At 43.2% G+C, this 17,363-nt stretch carries 16 protein-coding genes; 9 read left to right on the forward strand and 7 right to left on the reverse strand.

What is annotated here, in order from left to right:
• Positions 1-121: 121 nt before the first annotated feature.
• The gene (locus L5M51_RS21670) at positions 122-2,299 is read left to right on the forward strand and encodes a TonB-dependent receptor (RefSeq protein ID WP_263174606.1); all 2,178 of its coding nucleotides are present in this window, start codon (positions 122-124) and stop codon (positions 2,297-2,299) included.
• Positions 2,300-2,371: 72 nt separating this feature from the next.
• On the opposite strand, the gene L5M51_RS21675 is transcribed toward L5M51_RS21670, so the two are convergent.
• Entirely contained in the window at positions 2,372-2,539 is a 168-nt protein-coding gene (locus L5M51_RS21675; protein ID WP_006079767.1) for a YqaE/Pmp3 family membrane protein, read from the reverse strand.
• 259 nt (positions 2,540-2,798) lie between these two features.
• Here L5M51_RS21675 and L5M51_RS21680 point away from each other — a divergent pair, with 259 nt between their 5' ends.
• A complete protein-coding gene (locus L5M51_RS21680; protein WP_198572502.1) occupies positions 2,799-3,968 on the forward strand; it encodes a GGDEF domain-containing protein in 1,170 nt (389 codons plus the stop codon).
• 26 nt (positions 3,969-3,994) lie between these two features.
• On the opposite strand, the gene L5M51_RS21685 is transcribed toward L5M51_RS21680, so the two are convergent.
• The 4 genes from L5M51_RS21685 to L5M51_RS21700 are packed head-to-tail and all read right to left on the reverse strand — an operon-like array spanning position 3,995 to position 7,286.
• The gene (locus L5M51_RS21685) at positions 3,995-4,687 is read right to left on the reverse strand and encodes a TIGR01621 family pseudouridine synthase (RefSeq protein WP_263174609.1); all 693 of its coding nucleotides are present in this window, start codon (positions 4,685-4,687) and stop codon (positions 3,995-3,997) included.
• Positions 4,688-4,720: 33 nt separating this feature from the next.
• The gene (locus L5M51_RS21690; protein WP_105251097.1) at positions 4,721-5,977 is read right to left on the reverse strand and encodes a sensor histidine kinase; all 1,257 of its coding nucleotides are present in this window, start codon (positions 5,975-5,977) and stop codon (positions 4,721-4,723) included.
• A 49-nt stretch (positions 5,978-6,026) separates the two neighbouring features.
• Positions 6,027-6,704 carry a response regulator transcription factor gene (locus L5M51_RS21695; RefSeq protein WP_006079763.1) on the reverse strand — a complete coding sequence of 226 codons (678 nt, stop codon included), beginning with the start codon at positions 6,702-6,704 and terminating at the stop codon, positions 6,027-6,029.
• 60 nt (positions 6,705-6,764) lie between these two features.
• The gene (locus L5M51_RS21700; protein ID WP_113941345.1) at positions 6,765-7,286 is read right to left on the reverse strand and encodes a hypothetical protein; all 522 of its coding nucleotides are present in this window, start codon (positions 7,284-7,286) and stop codon (positions 6,765-6,767) included.
• A gap of 484 nt (positions 7,287-7,770) precedes the next feature.
• Here L5M51_RS21700 and L5M51_RS21705 point away from each other — a divergent pair, with 484 nt between their 5' ends.
• Positions 7,771-7,935: a hypothetical protein gene (locus L5M51_RS21705; protein WP_105251095.1), complete on the forward strand. Its 165-nt coding sequence runs from the start codon at positions 7,771-7,773 to the stop codon at positions 7,933-7,935.
• Positions 7,936-7,973: 38 nt separating this feature from the next.
• Here the strand turns inward: L5M51_RS21705 and L5M51_RS21710 are convergent, their stop codons facing one another.
• Complete coding sequence (locus tag L5M51_RS21710; RefSeq protein ID WP_263174611.1) at positions 7,974-8,714, reverse strand: EAL domain-containing protein; 741 nt, start codon at positions 8,712-8,714, stop codon at positions 7,974-7,976.
• A gap of 229 nt (positions 8,715-8,943) precedes the next feature.
• Here L5M51_RS21710 and L5M51_RS21715 point away from each other — a divergent pair, with 229 nt between their 5' ends.
• The 4 genes from L5M51_RS21715 to L5M51_RS21730 all read left to right on the forward strand — a co-directional run bounded on the left by L5M51_RS21715 (position 8,944) and on the right by L5M51_RS21730 (position 13,959).
• A complete protein-coding gene (locus L5M51_RS21715) occupies positions 8,944-9,663 on the forward strand; it encodes a hypothetical protein (RefSeq protein WP_263174613.1) in 720 nt (239 codons plus the stop codon).
• Positions 9,664-9,686: 23 nt separating this feature from the next.
• Positions 9,687-10,175 (forward strand): CS1 type fimbrial major subunit, encoded by a 489-nt coding sequence (locus L5M51_RS21720; RefSeq protein ID WP_198572499.1) that lies wholly within the window; start codon positions 9,687-9,689, stop codon positions 10,173-10,175.
• A gap of 104 nt (positions 10,176-10,279) precedes the next feature.
• Entirely contained in the window at positions 10,280-12,748 is a 2,469-nt protein-coding gene (locus L5M51_RS21725) for a fimbrial biogenesis outer membrane usher protein (protein WP_263174614.1), read from the forward strand.
• Positions 12,745-13,959, forward strand: a complete 1,215-nt coding sequence (locus L5M51_RS21730) for a hypothetical protein (RefSeq protein WP_263174616.1) — start codon at positions 12,745-12,747, stop codon at positions 13,957-13,959. Before L5M51_RS21725 ends, L5M51_RS21730 begins: the two co-directional genes overlap by 4 nt.
• A gap of 2 nt (positions 13,960-13,961) precedes the next feature.
• On the opposite strand, the gene L5M51_RS21735 is transcribed toward L5M51_RS21730, so the two are convergent.
• Complete coding sequence (locus L5M51_RS21735; RefSeq protein ID WP_168826430.1) at positions 13,962-14,600, reverse strand: response regulator transcription factor; 639 nt, start codon at positions 14,598-14,600, stop codon at positions 13,962-13,964.
• Positions 14,601-14,697: 97 nt separating this feature from the next.
• On the opposite strand from L5M51_RS21735, the gene L5M51_RS21740 reads away from it, so the two are divergent.
• Together L5M51_RS21740 and L5M51_RS22860 are read left to right on the forward strand one after the other, a co-directional pair.
• Positions 14,698-17,136: a transporter substrate-binding domain-containing protein gene (locus L5M51_RS21740; protein ID WP_263174619.1), complete on the forward strand. Its 2,439-nt coding sequence runs from the start codon at positions 14,698-14,700 to the stop codon at positions 17,134-17,136.
• A 72-nt stretch (positions 17,137-17,208) separates the two neighbouring features.
• On the forward strand, positions 17,209-17,363 hold a 155-nt coding region (locus L5M51_RS22860), incomplete at its 3' end, for a transposase DNA-binding-containing protein (protein WP_411569244.1).

Here is a 17,363-nt window from a genome sequence, read left to right on the forward strand (position 1 = left end):
TTCCTCCCCTAAAATCGCGAATAATAAAAATCGTTATCATTTGTAATACAATTTAATGGAATATTAACCTATGCCAAGGGAGCCGGTGTAACAAACTCATTCGCCCTTAGCAGGAAGTTATATGACATTCAAAACCTCGTTTGTTGCTTTAGCCGTATTGGCAGCGTTAACCCAATCCGCTGCGGCCCAAGATGCCACCGACAACAGTCCAAACAACAAAAATAAAGACATAGAAAAAATCACTGTCACCGCGAGTCGAATGGATAAATCCCCCAGCTCGATCCCCAATACTGTCACTATCATCGACCGCGCCCAATTAGAAGAACAGTTCCGCACCACTAAAGATTTATCGACTATTATCGGTAACTTAGCGCCTAGCTTTTCACCGAGCCGCCAGAAGATGAGTAACACAGGTGAAACCCTGCGTGGTCGTCCGCCATTGATTATGATCGACGGCGTGCCTCAATCGAACCCACTTCGCAGTGGTGGTAGAGAGGGACAAACTATAGATCCTGCCATGATTGAGCGCATCGAAATCATTCACGGCGCCAATGCCATGCACGGTCTCGGTGCCCAGGGCGGTATCATCAACTACATCACTAAAAAGCCTACAGGCGACAGCGAACAGGTTGCTAGTTTCGATGTCACAGTGCCTGATTCAATGAAATCCAATGGCTTAAGCTTTGGTGCTAGCTATGCGTTTTCTGGCGAGTCAGAATTTATCGACATGATAGGTTCGGTTAGCTACCGCAATAATGGCGTCTATTACGATGCCAATCATAACGTAGTGGGTGTCGACACGACTCAAGGCGAGTCGATGGATAGTCAAAGTAAAGACTTCTTCATCAAGCTTGGCCATAACTTCGATGAGTCACGCCTTGAATTAATGGTTAACCATTACAATGCAGACAACAATGGCGATTGGATGCCCGTTGCAGGTGACAAGCCCAATGGTGTACCCACAGGTGCAGTTAAAGAAACTCAGCCATGGGAAGCCGCCAACAACCAAGTGACCACCACAAGTTTGACTTACACCCACGCCAACATTGGTGGCCAGCAACTTAGCCTGCAACTCTTTAATCAAGATTTTAAAGCGGTTTATGGTGGCGGCTGTTTCGATAGCTTCTACGATCCATCCTTCGAAGGCAGCGACCAAGTCATCCAATGCGGTGTCGGCAGTAAAGGTGAAAGCTTGTACTACGAGCAATCGCGTAACTCTTCGGTTAAATGGGGTTTAAAAAGCGCCTTAATCGCTAAGGATATTGCAGGTTCAGGAATTGATGCGGCCTACGGTGTCGACCTTTTCCGCGACACCACTGAGCAAGATTTAGTAAAAACAGGCTTTTCATGGGTTCCCGAAAGTACCTATGACAACGTTGCGCCATACTTGCAGTTAGATTATGACTTAATTGAAAATTTAACCTTATCGACTGGTGTTCGTTACGAACATGCCGAGTTAAGTGTAGATGACTACAAAACCCTATGGGGTGCAGGCAATAAGCAAATTGCGGGCGGTTCAGCCACCTTCGATGAAACCTTATTTAACGTCGGTATCTCTTATAAAATCACTCCTGACATTCGTGTTTATACCAGCTATAACCAAGGTTTTGGCATGCCGGATATCGGCCGAATTCTGCGTGATGGTAAAAGCTTCCCCGGCGACAATCCTAGCATAAATGGCTCACTGGCACTCACGCCGATAGTCACAGATAACGTTGAAGTCGGCGCCGATTACCAAGGTAAATACTTAAGCGCTAAGCTAGCTTACTATCGTTCCGCCACTGATTTTGGTTCACGTTTGGCCTTAAATAGTGATGGTTTCTACGACGTGAAGCGCGAAAAGAGTGTGATCGATGGTATTGAAGCCAATGTCACCGCCTACATTACCAGCAATGATGATCTCGGCATGAATATCGCCTTCCAGCAGGGCGAATACGATTCAAATGGTGATAGCCAAGTCGATACCGATCTCGATGGTGCAAATATTTCACCAAACCGTATCAACCTGTTCTGGACCCATAGCTTCGATAATGAAATGTCGACCCGCGTTCAAGCCAATTACTACATGGACCGCGATTTTAAAAACGCGGCGGGCAATAAGTATGCAGAGTTTGATGGTTACACGACAGTCGATGCTTCCTTCTCAATGCCGCTTTACACTGGCACCCTGAGCCTAGGTTTGCAAAATCTATTTAATAAGGATTATTTCAATTATTACTCACAAACCATGGGTACGAATGATCGTTATTTCAAAGGGATGGGACGTACTGCAACAATAGGCTACACCTTACCTTTCTAAGTGAAAGGCCCATTTTGAAACATAAAAAGGCGCAATTAAATTGCGCTTTTTTATTGTGTGGAAGAAAGCAAATTATGCCTTGGTCACGACCCAGAGTGCGTGTAATAAACCAGGGAACCAGAACAGTAAACATAACACGATGTTTATTAGCAGATCTTTACCCGCTCCCGCCTTCAAAAATACAGCAACTGGGGGCAATAAAATCGCAATAATGACTAAAAGTAGTTTATTTGTATCCATAACAGAACATCCTCAAAACGGAGATTGTAGGCAAATCAACAAGATCTAACTTCGCAGGAAGACTCAGAATTTGCAAACCTTTTAGTTTGCAAGGCGTAAATAATCCCAGCCGCAGCCTAAATGAAGGCCCTTACCATTCCCTAAAATGAAAAAGGATATTCAACCCATTATCTGTCCAGAGTAGACTAAGATATCCACTAAACTCCAACCGAAAATCCCTAAAAGCATCTATAGTTAAAGAAAAATATGAAGTAAAAGAATGATATTTGATCCCCAAGCCTTATTACTCATCAAGTTTATTTGCCTGCTTACTAGCACGGCTGCCATCGCATGGGGACTCATTGCACAACCGTTAAAAATTGCCACTCAAGCCAGTATGCGCTTTTCTCTGGCGAACTTGTTCGTCCTCCTTGGCATCATACTCAACAGCCAACGCACCGAAGCCTCCAGTTACTTTTTTTGGTTCTGCTCGGATATGGCGATTTTATTTGGCTTCATTCTAGCGCGTTGGGGAACGAAGGCGCTTTTTAGACTCAAGCCCAGCGTAAAATCGGATCTTATTCTTTTAGCACTCACCGCTGGTGTGATGCTCTTGGTTCCACCTAATTTCAGCTCCGAACGCATTTTGGCCATCGCATTCTCAGCCTGCGCCGCGCTCATTTTCGCCATGTTAACTCGAGATAACTATCTTGCCATCAAACGCGATACGGGAAATCGAGTTGCCATCGCTATGGTCATGCCCTTAGTCGCCATGGTGGGTATTTTTATCATTCGTATCTTCATCGCCCTGCTTTCTCCCGAAGAAAGTCCGATGTTTATCGCCATGCACACGCAAGAAGCCATACCTGTGCTTTGGTTCTATGTATTTCTGGCCCTATTGATCAATATCGTGATGATAGGTAATGCCATGACGCGGCTTGTCAGTAAAATCCGCATGTTAGCGGAGCGAGACCAACTCACAGGCCTGTGGAATCGCCGTGCTATGCATAAGTTTTTAAACAATATCCATCAACGCTGGCTGCGGGATAAAGTACCTTACAGTATGATTTTATTGGATCTTGATCATTTTAAAGACATCAACGATCAATACGGGCACGATGCGGGCGATCTCGCCCTGCTGACGGCGGCGAGACTGTTTGGATCAGTATTGCGAGAAAATGACGCCCTATGTCGTCACGGTGGAGAGGAGTTTCTGGTAATTTTACCCGCAACTGATGCCCCCGCGGCCAGAGTCGTCGCCGAGAAATTACATCAAGTACTTAAGGACAATTCATTTATCTGGCAAGGTGTTACGATAAAAATTCATGCCAGTTTAGGTTACGCCACGATTTATCAAGGATGCCAACCTGACAAACTACTCATTCAAGCAGACCAAGCTATGTACCGCGCAAAATCTGAGGGCCGAGACCGTATTTGCCAAGCTTGTTAGGCTTTTGCAACATAACGCTGCAAAGATTAATCTCCTTTCGCAGGCCAAGCCAAAGTATCGGGCTCACGCCATGAAACTAGCGCCTCAGTGACACCTTCAGCGTCAAAATGCTCACCTTGAGTCGGCAAATCCCGATAAGCGTAATCACGCCAACCTGTCACGTCATCACCATAGCGAAAATGCAGACAATATGCATGCAGATAACACCGATCCGCGGCCTCTCCGCCGTATAAATCATCCCCTAAAATGGGTACACCTAAGCTCGCCAAGGCGACTCTTAATTGATGGGTTTTACCTGAGTGAGGTTTAAGCAAATATAAACGCAATCCCTCGCCAACACTCAAGGAGAAAAACTGCGTAATCGCTGGATTCTCTTTAGTCCGCAGTAACTTAAACATGCTACGACGCGACTTTGCCATGTCACCAATCACCCAGCCTTGCTTCTTCTTCGGCTTGCCTTTCGCGAGGGCGAGGTAATATTTCTGCACTTTATGGGCGGTAAACAGCTCAGTAAATTGCTTGGCGGCGACCGCGCTCTTAGCCAGAATCAACAGACCGGACGTGGGTGTATCGAGTCGATGAACAGCAAAAAGCTTAATCCCTAAATCTTGCTCAGCCTGCGCCACCACGCCTGCAGTCCCATCCTGACTGTGGAAATGCACTTTGGCTGATTTGGAAATAACAATAAAATCAGCCTCATCGGCTATGATTCGATACATGGAGTACTCGGCGTTGTAATGCGGATCATCGACTTAAAACTGAATAGTGACGACTAAGCCAGGATGATTATCCGTGAGATTAATTTTGGCATTGTGCCGTGAGAGAATCGCTTTGACCATAGATAATCCTAAACCAGTGCCCTGTAAATGCCGGCTAGGGTCGAGGCGCACTAAGCGTTCGAACACTCTTTCTTTACTCTCGTCTGGAATACCGGGCCCATTATCGCGGATCTGAATTTGTGGGCCTGACTGAATAATCTCAATCCGCGCACCTTGGCCAGAATACTTCATCGCATTATCGACAAGATTATATAAGGCTTGGAATAATAAGTATTTGTCCCCAAAAACCTTATGATCTGTCAGTAGCGATAAACTCAAGGTTTGCTCGTTAGATTCAGCCACAGCATCGGCCATATCCAATAAGTCAGTACACAGTTGCGCTAGGCTTAGCTCCTGCAAATCGAGTGTCTGCTGACCTTCTTCGATACGCGTGAGCGACAACATGGCATCAAACGTCGCTAAACAATGATCGAGCTCCTCGGTCAAAATGGCGCAACCTTCGCTAATCTCATTGCTCGGCTTACTCGCCAACTCTTCAATACCAATACGGATATGTGACAGTGGAGTACGTAAATCATGGGCGATATTATCGGTCGCACCACGCACTGCCATCAGGTTATTTTCGAGAATATCCAGCACATTATTAAACTGCAGCGCCAACATATCGAACTCATCCTGACGCCAACTCAAGGGTAAGCGGGTGTCATAATGACCGCGTTCAATCTGTTCACTCAAGCGGTTGTATTGCACTAATCGACGTAAAATCGCCTTAGAAAACAGATAGCCGAGCGCTAAAGTCAACACTACGGTAAGCATGACAGCCGTCGCGGCGGCACTGATAAACTTATCAATTAACGTCGCTAAGTTATCGGTACGGGTCGCAATCAATACTGGGCCGTAGCGGGTCATCACCAGACCGCCGGTAAGAATATGCAGCTTATCTGGACCACCGGTTAAGATAGGAAAATCCCGCGTTTGCGGCAGCATGGGCATGCCTTCGGGCATAAAACTCAAGGCACCGACCATATCGTAGCTATTACGCCAAGCGATCAGGGCCGTTTGTGGATCGGCGGCGCGGATTTGAGCGGCAAAACTACGGCGATCAACCGTTAGGGCAAGTTGCTGATAACGTTGGGTCTCTGACTCTAAATATTGAGTCACTTGATACTGCTGCTCAATAATCAACTGCCGATAAAGGGCAAATAGCAACGCCCCGATGATCACTATCACTAAGGTCGAAAAAACGATTGTGATGCGCCAGGCGCTGCTTTGGTAAGGCTTAATGCCTTTGTCGTAAGCGATAACCCGCTCCCCTCACGGTTTCGATAAGCTCGCCATGGCCTAACTCTTCAAATTTACGGCGTAATTTTGCGATATGCACATCGATGACGTTCGTGCGCGGGTCGAAGTGATAATCCCACACTGCTTCGAACAATAAGGTGCGGCTAATAACTTGATTAGCATGTTCCATGAGATACTTAAGTAGCTGAAACTCTTTAGGCTGTAGCATCAACTCCTGCCCGTCTAAAGTGACATTACGGGTCAGTAACTCCATCTTCAAACCACCAACAACGAGATCAGTTGTCACAGGCACAGATTGCCCACGGTGCATCAGTTTTTCAGCGCGGACTAATAACTCGGAGAAAGCAAACGGCTTAGTCATATAGTCGTCGCCACCTGCCCGCAAGCCTTTTACTCGCTCATCGACGTGCGCTAAAGCGGATAAAATCAGCACTGGTGTTTGATTACCCGTTGCCCTTAAGGCAGCCAGCAATTTTAAGCCATCGAGCTGAGGTAACATGCGGTCGAGGATCACGAGATCGTACTGACTACTCGTCGCGAGTGACAGACCTTGGTGGCCATCGCTCGCTGTTTCGATATTGTGGCCCTGCTCAAGAAATCCTTTGACGATGTAATCAATCGTCGTCGCATCATCTTCAACTAAAAGTATTTTCATCTGTATGTTGCGCTCCTCAATCTTAAGCACTCGTGTGAGCACTCGATTGACTTAGATATTTCAATCCCACTTGAGTAAAGGTAACGGTCGTAAATTTTCGACATCAAAGGCCAACTTAAACTTACCCGTATCGTCTAGCAGCTTAAGTTCTAAGTAACTGATACCTAAGTCGTGGTCTAACTTTGCTTCGGTTAAGAAGGCTTTATGATCTTTAGTGGCCTTAACTATTAGACCTGAAAAGGTTTGATCTTTTGCCGCGATCATACGCGTTGCCTCAACCTCACCCAGATCATCGGCGCTTACTTTACTCGCCTTTTGTTTCAGTAACTTACCATCACGGGCACGATATTCAAACCGCGTTATAGAGTTTGCTAAAGGATTAATTAACTCAAATTGATAGACTAATTCACCCTCTTGCTCTTCCATATGAAATTCGGCAATCACACCGGAGAACCCTTTTTCAATCTGCTGCATAACGCTCAACGGCGGTACATAGTCTCCACCCGCAAACATCGAATACATGCTCTGAGCCGCCGTTGCGACACCAGATACCAACATGAATCCTAGCAACCATAGTCTCATGGCCCCTCCATTTAAATCAGCTAAGTTTGTATCTTATGAGACAATCAGTTAGAAGTCGATGGACCTATTGCGCCTGTATGCAATACCAAGCTAATCCCTCACAATTTACCACTGGATATAGAATCACACTGTGTCAGCATTAATTCTGGTTCGGCCATCAATTGATCTGAAATCCAACGTCAACAGAACCTAAATCGCTGATAAGCCAAACACTAAATCATTTTGTGGCTAATGTGTTAAGTCTACCTAATACCAGCTTAAACACCGATGGAAACAAGATTAAGCTTTGATCATCTGAGGATTTTTAAACATGACATTTTCAGTGATAACACTCAATTTCGCCATTTAGAATCAAGAGGATTGAATTTTAGCGGGTATTTTAGTCTATCTGTGTCATTAAAAAGTGGGATTGGCAAATAAATCGCCCTCGACTAAAGTCAGATAACTTACCATCAGGTAACGGTATTTTTTAATCGGAGCGAAAATGAAACCAGTCATACGATGGATAAGCTTAAGCTTGTTACTAATAGCAGCATTAAGCGCTTATGCCTATGGCAGCGCCACCAGTGCATTGGTGTTCATCATCTTAGGCATGCTATTGGAAGGGACATTTTGGATTGGATTACTCGGTAAGCGAAAAACGAAATAAACAGCCTCAGTTAATTTGCAGCTAGTGCGTGATTCGCCCTAACGATCCCAGTGTGAAATCGGCGCAGGCATAGCATGGGCATACCCCTGTTGATAATCGCATCCCAATAAAGTTGCCACATCAATGTGCGTCAAAGTCTCCACACCTTCACAAACAACCTGCATTCCTAATCGCTGTAAATACTCAACTAAGCTCGACAACATACGCATTGAATGTGAAGAGCGACAAGCTTGCAGCAAAAGGGAACGGTCTAACTTGATGACATCATAGGGCAATACCATCATACGCAAGAAATTACATTCTTGGGTGCCAAAATCATCCAGTACGATGCTTGCTCCTCGTGCCCGTAACATTTCAATCAATTCATGCTGTTTATCATCTAATAAAGTGTGTTCTAACACTTCAAACCAAATTTTGATGCACAGCACTTTTGCTTGAAGCAACAGCATTTGTAATAAATTTTGGTAAGTCACACTGTATGGCATAGGATTTAAATTAATGGACAGTATGCCAACGCCTTGATCGGCTAATCGAGGTAAGTCTTTGATAATCGACCTCAACATCCATATATCAATATGCAAAGAAGCATTTTTATCTAACAATAAAAAATCAATACCTGTATATGCATGACGCTTGGCATCCCAACGGCGTGCAAGTGCTTCATATCCTATAACGGTCTTATCAACCCCGATAATAGGCTGATAAAAAGGCATAACCACATCAGACATAATGCAGCTTGCAATATCTTCACTCACTTTTTTACGCTTAACTGACAGCATAGATACCTACAGAATATTAATATATCTGACTTATTTTTAACTAAATTGGCACTCGCTTCTATCAGATAAATCCTAAAAACAAAAAATCACTTCACTTTATTATAGGACTATTCCTATTAACGCATAAAAATCACCCATATAAAATACAGCTAAAATGTTGTTCCAATCGAAAAGCAACATCAACTAAAAATGAAATCAAGGTAACTCAATACAAGGTAACTCAATAATAATGCGATTATATTTAGCGCTGTTTGGTATTATTTTTTATAGCTCTCAAGTTTATGCTGCGGCAGAAATAAGCATAGGAACCTTATTTGACTATATGCCTAGCAATAAAACCACTTATTTGAAAAAAATAATGAACATGGGCGATTCAACCGCATTTATTAAAATATCGATTAACGAAATAAAATATGATGAACATGGCCTACCCTATGAAGTGCCTGAACAAGACGCAGAAAACCGCGCCTTGATAGCAAGCCCGTCTCGCTTAATTATCCCAGCCAAGGGAGTACAAGCAACGAGATTGTTATTCTTAGATAAAAAAGACACAGAACGTTACTTTAGAGTTCGCTTTGTACCAGTGCAGCCAAAAAACAATGATGGATTTGATGAGCAAAAAACTGAAAAAACGCATGAAGAACTCACTGCCGGAATACAAATACTAACAGGTTATGGGGCATTTTTATTTATCACCCCAGAAGAACCTAAATACTCGACTGAAATAACGGAAGACACAAATAACGCAGAAATAAAAAATAACGGGAATACAACTATTATTTTAGATTTTTTTGAATCATGTAACAAAAAAACCAAAGAGTGTTCCACAGCGACCAAATTGCACATCTTACCCGGTTCAAAAAAACAACTGGTAAAAAATAGTAACGAAAGCTATCACTTTCAATTGATTGAAGGTGATAAAACCAAAAGCATAGTTATTGGTAACTAATGCATCCCTAAAAGGAGACTGTAATGAAAATATGGAAGGCGGCCCCAATAACCTTATTAGTGGCCATGAACTCATTTGCGGCTGAAAAGATTGAACATCAAGTCACTGTGATTGCACAAATTCCGTCAGAGAACTTTTTTGTGCAACCAACAGGCAATGATAACTGGATCAACAGCCAGCAAAAGTTAGCATATAACGTCCATACAAAAAAGCTAGATCAATTAAATAAGCAACTAGAAGTGAAAAGTACCATTGGTGCTATTACGGGTTACTTATCAAACCCAGCCATTATCGCCAGTGGCAATGATAATATTGCACTAACAGTTAAAGTGGGCGGTATTGAACTGAAGACATCTGCGACAGAATTAGTCGATGTCGACAATGCTAAAACGGGTAAAACCCTTGCACTAGAGATCATTCCAACTGTCCCAGCAAGCGGCTATGTCGCAGGTAACTACCAAGGTATGGTCAATATGATTTTCGAATCTGAAACACCACCTAAAAAACCATAGAGATTTATTAAGTTAAATTTCAAAAAAGCTCCCGCAAAGGGAGCTTTATTAATTTTCAAGTTAACGACTCATGCTTTTCATTTTTTCGATATGAGGCAGCACACTTGTCATCTTTGATCCTGACGATTCTGATCGCAACGCTAATCTTTAGCTCTTGCTCTTTAGCTAATAATACGCCATCAGACTCACTCAAGCTGCTAAAGCAATATCAAGACTTGCCTGATGGATTTTATGAGCATTTTTTTAATGCCCCATTAACAGTAAGAATCACCATCGATAATAAATTGCTTGGCGAAGGTGAAATAGTGTTAGGACTCGATACCAGTGTGCAACTATTAAAACTCGTTGACGTGAGCGAAAGCGATCTTGACGAACGTCAGCAACAATTATGGATAGCGCAATTAAACCAAAAACATAAGTTGGGTTTGTGCTCAAAAGGCTGTCAGGGCGGCATATTAGCGATTGAATATAATTTGGAGAACTCTCAATTATCTATTTTAACGGCCAATATCGAAAAGCAGCCATCAAACTCACACTACTATGCCTTGCCTGAACAGGGAAGCTACGGCGCGCTATTTCGACAACAACTCAATTGGAGTCAATCCAATGAGAGCGATTACGCAGGCCGTTATAATTTGCAAGCCCAAGCAAGTTTAGGCCAGTGGACCACACTACTTGAAGGTGAAGTCACTCAAAATAATGAAGAGACACTCAACTCGACTATTCAACAGTTGTATACAGAACGTCAAAACGAAGGACACTTCTATCGACTCGGGTATTTCTCCCCTTATGCCCAAGGTTTAGTTCGTCAGCCCATCATTTATAGCGGCAGCTCACAAGCTGTGATGGGGGTGATGTTGGGTGACTCTAATCAGTTATTGGTCGATCAAGCCTATGCCAGTGCAACACCCATTTATGTCACTCCGAATCGTGCAGGTGTGGTAGAAATCTACCAAAATGGACAATTGATCAACTCACAACAGATTAACGCAGGCTTACAAGCCATTGATACTAAAGTATTACCATCTGGCATATATGAAGTTGAAATTCGGATTCTAGAAGATGGCCAAGTCACTGAACGTCGTCGAGAAATCATTAACAAACCCATTCAATGGCAAAACACTGAAGAACCCTTTCGGGTGAACTTGTTTGCTGGAGAAAAGTTACAAGACATAACGAATTGGGATGATGAAAGCAGACGCGGACTCAGCACGGGGGTACTCGCAAACTACTTATTAACACCGGCGATCATCCTTGGCGCCGCGGCTCAATTTATGGATAAAGGCTGGCACTACAGCGTTTCGGCCGATTGGGACTGGAACCAACAACTGCGCTTTTTTGGTAATTGGGTGATGAATGAACAACAGGGCAGCGATTTTGATTTGCAAGCAGTTTATAGCTACAGGCAAGGTAGTTTTGTACTCAGCCATCAGCAACAACTCAGCCAATCGCAAAGCAGTGATATTACGAACTCTAATCCCAAAAAGACGAGTGCATCTCTGCAACATAACCTAGGGAGAGGTCACTCTGTTTCGGCCTATTTGTCACATCAATCTGAGCAAGGTCAAGGCATTGACTTAGGTTGGCAGTACAACGGCAAACTCTGGGGACGCCAAATGAGCTGGAGTTTAAATGCGTTCGATCGTCCCGGCAGCATTAACACTTCAGGCCAGCGCGACCAAGGCGGAGCACTTTATTTCAGTATGAACTTAGGCGATCAAACGCGTCGAATGGGTGGTGGCTTAGGCAGCAGAACTTCACGTTCTGGCGGGCAAGAACAGCATGCCTATGTTGATTACCAACAGCAACTAGACTGGTGTGGCATTGAAACCATAGGGATGGGACTAAACACGGATAGCTATGGTGTTGGCGCAACCGCCAATAGCCGCTTTAGCAACAATATTGTTAGCGGGGATGCCTATGCACAGTCATCGTCCTATAACAGTGGCATCACAAGCGGCATAAACCTCGATAGCATGGTTGCACTAGGGCAACAGGGTGAACTCAGCATCTCAGGCCAAAGCCAAAACCACGATGCGGGCATGATAATCGATGTCATGGCTGATACCCCAGACATCCTTTTACAAGCAGAAGATGAGCACGGTGGCAGTGTCACCTTAAAGCCTGGGCGCAACTTAGTGCCAGTGACCGCCTATCGCAGTGGTAGCGTACAGCTCGCCATACAGGACTTTGATGACACACCTTCAGTTATCCAACCGAGCGTATTGCATTACCACCTCAATAAGGGCGGCGTCAGTTACCAACAAATCAGAGTCATGAAGACTGTCACTGTGATTGGCCGCTTAGTGAATCAACAGGGATTGCCGCTTAAAGGCGCGCTCATAGCCAACCATGCGGGGCGCAGCTTGAGTGAGGCCGATGGCTTTTTTGCCGTTGAAATGAGTGAACACCATCCGAGCTTGCAAGTGGAGTATCAAGGTATACAAGAGTGCAACCTTGAACTCGACTTACACCGAGTGAAACGTGAACAGAACCTATTGCTATTAGGCAATATCACTTGTAATACCCAAACATGGGCACAACAAACATTAACAGAGAACCTAGCCAAGTGAATTATCGTTACGCTTTATATGTTTTGATGGGATATCTACTACTCAGCCCATTAACAGAGGCCGCCACCATTCAGGTTACTGCTGAATATAAACCTGCACCCTATGATATTAATGGTAGTAAGTTTATTAATACCACCCCTTGCTCAGTATCAACAAACAGCTCAGGTCCTGAATTTTGGTGTAATGGCACAGCATCTTTAGACAAAGAACAAGCAATAAAAGTAGAGACTAAAATATTAGAAAAATTAATAAAGAATGATCAAAAACTCGAACATGCTATTACCTATCAGAAGTTTTCTGGTGAAAAAACAGTAGAGCTAATAAAAAAAGGGAGCAGCACAACACATAAAATGAAGTTCAAACTAACACAAATTGGGGCATCTCAAACTCCGAATGCAGTTAAAGAAGCTGGAAATACAGGATCATATTGGTTGAATAGCGTTCAAGGCGATTGCAATCTTAGATTGGAAATATGGGCAAGCATTGGTATTTTAGATTATTTTTATGATATAAAAAATGCTAACCAACAGTCTGGAGGCATTTGTTACAACAATAAATTTAACCCGGAATTCACATCATCAAAGAATGTCACCCTTCAAAGGATTTATATTGGTTATAAACTGCAACCTCCCGATCCTTTAAAAATGGAAAATGGCACTTATAAGGGCAGCTTAACCTTGAGCCTTGGACGCAATAAAGATCTCGACTTTGGTGATGCAACCTATTCAGACTCAAACGTAACCATAGAATTTACCTTAAGGGTCACGCATCAACTTAAGGTTGAGTTCCCTGCTGGTAGCAATAAAGTGATCTTGCAACCACCCAAAGGTTGGGCACCATGGATTAACAGCGGTAAAACACCCACCAACTTGAAAGCTGAATTGCCGTTTAAGCTTTGGTTTAGCGCACCATTTGATGTTTCATTGAGTTATTGCCAATATCAAAACAATGGCCAGTGCCAACTTAAAAACATTAAAAACAGTCACAAAACAAATATAGAAATCAGTTATATAAATGGTATAGGAAAATCAGTGCCGCTATCGACATCAAAGTACCATTTTACAAATACAGATGGGGAATATATCAATGTTGCAAGAAAGCTATTGTTTGAAATTAACAAAACCAACTTAACTGAAATGATGAAATATCCAGGAAGCACTTACCAAGGGGATGTAACTATTATGTTCGAGGCTGAAATCCCTCCATTTTAACATTAAAATAATCCCTGTTGCTGTGCATAATGAAACAATTCACTGTCACTTTTTAAACCGAGTTTTTGCATCGCATTGGTTTTTTGGGTACTTATGGTTTTTACACTGCGGTGTAAATAGCTGGCAACTTGAGTCACTGACATGCCGTTTGCCAGTAAACGTACCACTTCTATTTCTTTCAGTGAAAGTTCAACTGGGATGGTATATTGATTAATACCTTGTTCATTTAATAATTCACGGACAGTTTCGCCAATGTAAACAGAACCTAATAATACTTTTTTAACTGTTTTCTCTAATTCGGCAATGACTGATTTTTTTAATAATAAGCCTTGTATTCCAATCTGTAACAGCGCTTGTAATACACCTAAATTATGTACTTGGGTCAATACTATTATGGGTAAATTTGGATATTTTCGTCTTAGCTGTTTAATCATGGCCATACCATCGACATTGTCATCATTAGGCATACTAAAGTCTGTGATCAATAAGTCACATTCATGTTGTTCTAATGTACGCCATAATTCGGAAACATTATTTGCTTCAGCAACAATGTCACAACTTGGCTGCATTTCAGCCATCAAACTACGCACGCCAGTGAGTATAATAGGGTGATCGTCGGCAAGGATGATCTTAAAAGCCATATATAACTCCTCGTGATAATGTGAACTTATGGATGCCTTATCTATACTACTTGGCATCGGTGTTTTTTTCGAGACTTAATACACTTTGGTCATAGAGATGAGTGCGACTCAAAAATTGCGTTACCAACTTCTTTGCATCTTCAGTTGCTTATCCCTGCTATGCATGACTTTTATCACTCATGCCGAACAGCCCAAAACCACAACAATTAGAGTAGGCGTACTCGCCAATGGCTGGGGACCTTTTCAACAAATTAATGACCAGATAACAACGGGATTTAGTGTCGAACTCATACAACTGCTCGCCAAAAATCTTAATTACCAAATTGACTGGAAGGTTTATCCCAATTGGATGAGCCTCTATTCTGCTGGCTGTAATGGGGAAGTCGATGTCTTGCTTGACGCTTTTCGTACTGTTGAACGTACTCAATGCCTTATGTTTAGCCGCTCATACTACACCTCCCCCACTGTTGTCGTTATTCGTTACGACAGCCGATTTTTTCGCGATGTGAGTGAATTTGGCCAAGCTCGGATTGCCGTTGAAAAAGGATTCTCGACGGAGAAATTAGTCAAATTGCATTATCCAACCGTAACAGAAGTAACATTTTCTAATACAGAACAAGCACTTTCCTCCGTCATTGATAAAACGACCGATGCCTATATCGGTAATCTTCATGTTGCTAACCAATACATTAGCGCACACCCTGAACTTCTTATCGTTGCCCAAGCCCCCCTGATGATGGAAAACTTACATTTAGGGATCACGAAGAACAATAGCCTGCTTGTAACACAACTCGATAACGCCTTAATGGCTCTGAGTGTAGAAGAGCGCAATGCTCTCGAAGTGACTTGGCTAGGTATGGGCGATCTTCATTTTTTAGGCCACAGTAATTTTCTACTTAGACCCAATGAACGCGAATGGCTGGCAGGTTTACCTTCACTCAGAGTCGGATTTGTAAGTCATTGGATGCCATTCTCTTCGGTTAACAATAAAGGCATCTTGGTTGGTTTACTTGCTGATTATCTTGAACAGTTCAGAGAAAAACTAGGGCTTGATTATGCGGCACAAAAAACCAGAACGTGGGATGAAATCCAAACCGCACTCGTTAATCATGAGATTGATCTCGCCATTATTCCAACACGATTGAAAGCACAATATCCAGACTGGCACATGAGCGAAGTGTTTACGTCTTTCCCTATTGTTATAGCCACTGCCCGCAACAGTCCGCGAATCGCGGGGTTGTCAGAACTGAACTTTCAACGCGTGGTCATCACAGATAATCTACTGCTGCCAAGCATTAAAAAAGCCTATCCGAATATCGATGTTGTAGTTTCTGCCAATCCCGACGAAGGTCTGACCTTAGTCGCAAAGGGCAAAGCAGCGGCTTACATAGGTAATTTGGCCGTTGTGACCATGCTTATCGACGACAAATTTGACGATGAATTACGAGTAGCGGCACCAACGCCTTATAAAGATGAACTCGCTGTTGCCGTTCGCGAACCTTATTGGCCACTTATCCCATTAATTAACCGTGTTTTCTCCAGTATGAGTGAGAAAGAAAAACAGCAGATCCGCAATACTTGGCTAGCCGTAAATTACAGCGAAGGCATCTCTTGGCACACCTTACTCAAAACACTACTGCCGATTGCGATAGGTTTACTGCTTTTCATTGGCGGCTTAACCATAGCCTATTTAAAACTCAGGCAAGAAATCAATAAACGGCGCATCGTCGAAAATGCTCTAGCCATCGCAAAAGAAAACGCCGAGCAAGCTACTAAAAGAAAAGCTGAATTTCTCGCAGCCATGAGCCATGAGATCCGCACGCCCATGAATGGGCTCGTGGGTATGGCAGAGCAACTCAGCTTTACCCCTCTTGGCATAGAACAAAAACAAATGGTGCAAATCATTAGTAATGGCGCGAAAGAAATCCTCCAGATCATTAATAACATTCTCGATTTTTCTAAAATAGACATGGGAAAAATGCGTCTAGAATCGACACCAATACTATTGCGTGAAGTTCTCGATAGTACGCTTAATATGGTCATGAATGATTTACGCACTAAAGGCTTAAGCCTCTACTTACACGTTGACCAAGGCGTAGCAGCACGGGTAACAGGAGACAGTCTTCGCATAAAGCAAATCCTATTCAACTGGGTAAATAACGCCATTAAATTCACTGAACGCGGGTTTATTGAAGTCTCAGTCAAGCTTGAAGCCGAACAAGAAGGTCAACAATTACTGCTCATTGGCGTACAAGATACGGGTATCGGCATGAACACTGAGACTCAAGCGCGAATATTCAATATTTTTGAGCAAGCTGATGTCTCGACAACACGTAGCTATGGTGGTGCAGGTTTGGGCCTTGCCATTAGCCATACACTCGCCGAAATGATGGGCGGCGACATCATCCTGAATAGCGCCCCTCATTTAGGCACATTTATTGGTTTACGCATTCGGTTACCTGTGGTGGCTCAGAATGAATTTGATGAGCAATTACAGGGATTAAAAGCATATATCCTGTCTCTTCTACACAAATAATTAGTAAAAAAACGGAACTCTCTTGACTGCCGATGATCTGATCATGCAAATTCATTTACTTCACCATTTTCCATGTCAATTTTTAACCCGAGCCAATGGGCAGCCGATCACTTTCATCATGCTGAGCTAGGTGATAAACGAAGAGCGGCAAGGTTAACCGTCGTTGCTGAACATATGGCGGTTGGCAGCGGCAAATCGGTTGCCAGATCATGTAATGGTGAAGATGC

The organism is Shewanella sp. SM73, assembly GCF_025653795.1.
Classification (GTDB): Bacteria; Pseudomonadota; Gammaproteobacteria; order Enterobacterales; family Shewanellaceae; genus Shewanella; species Shewanella oncorhynchi.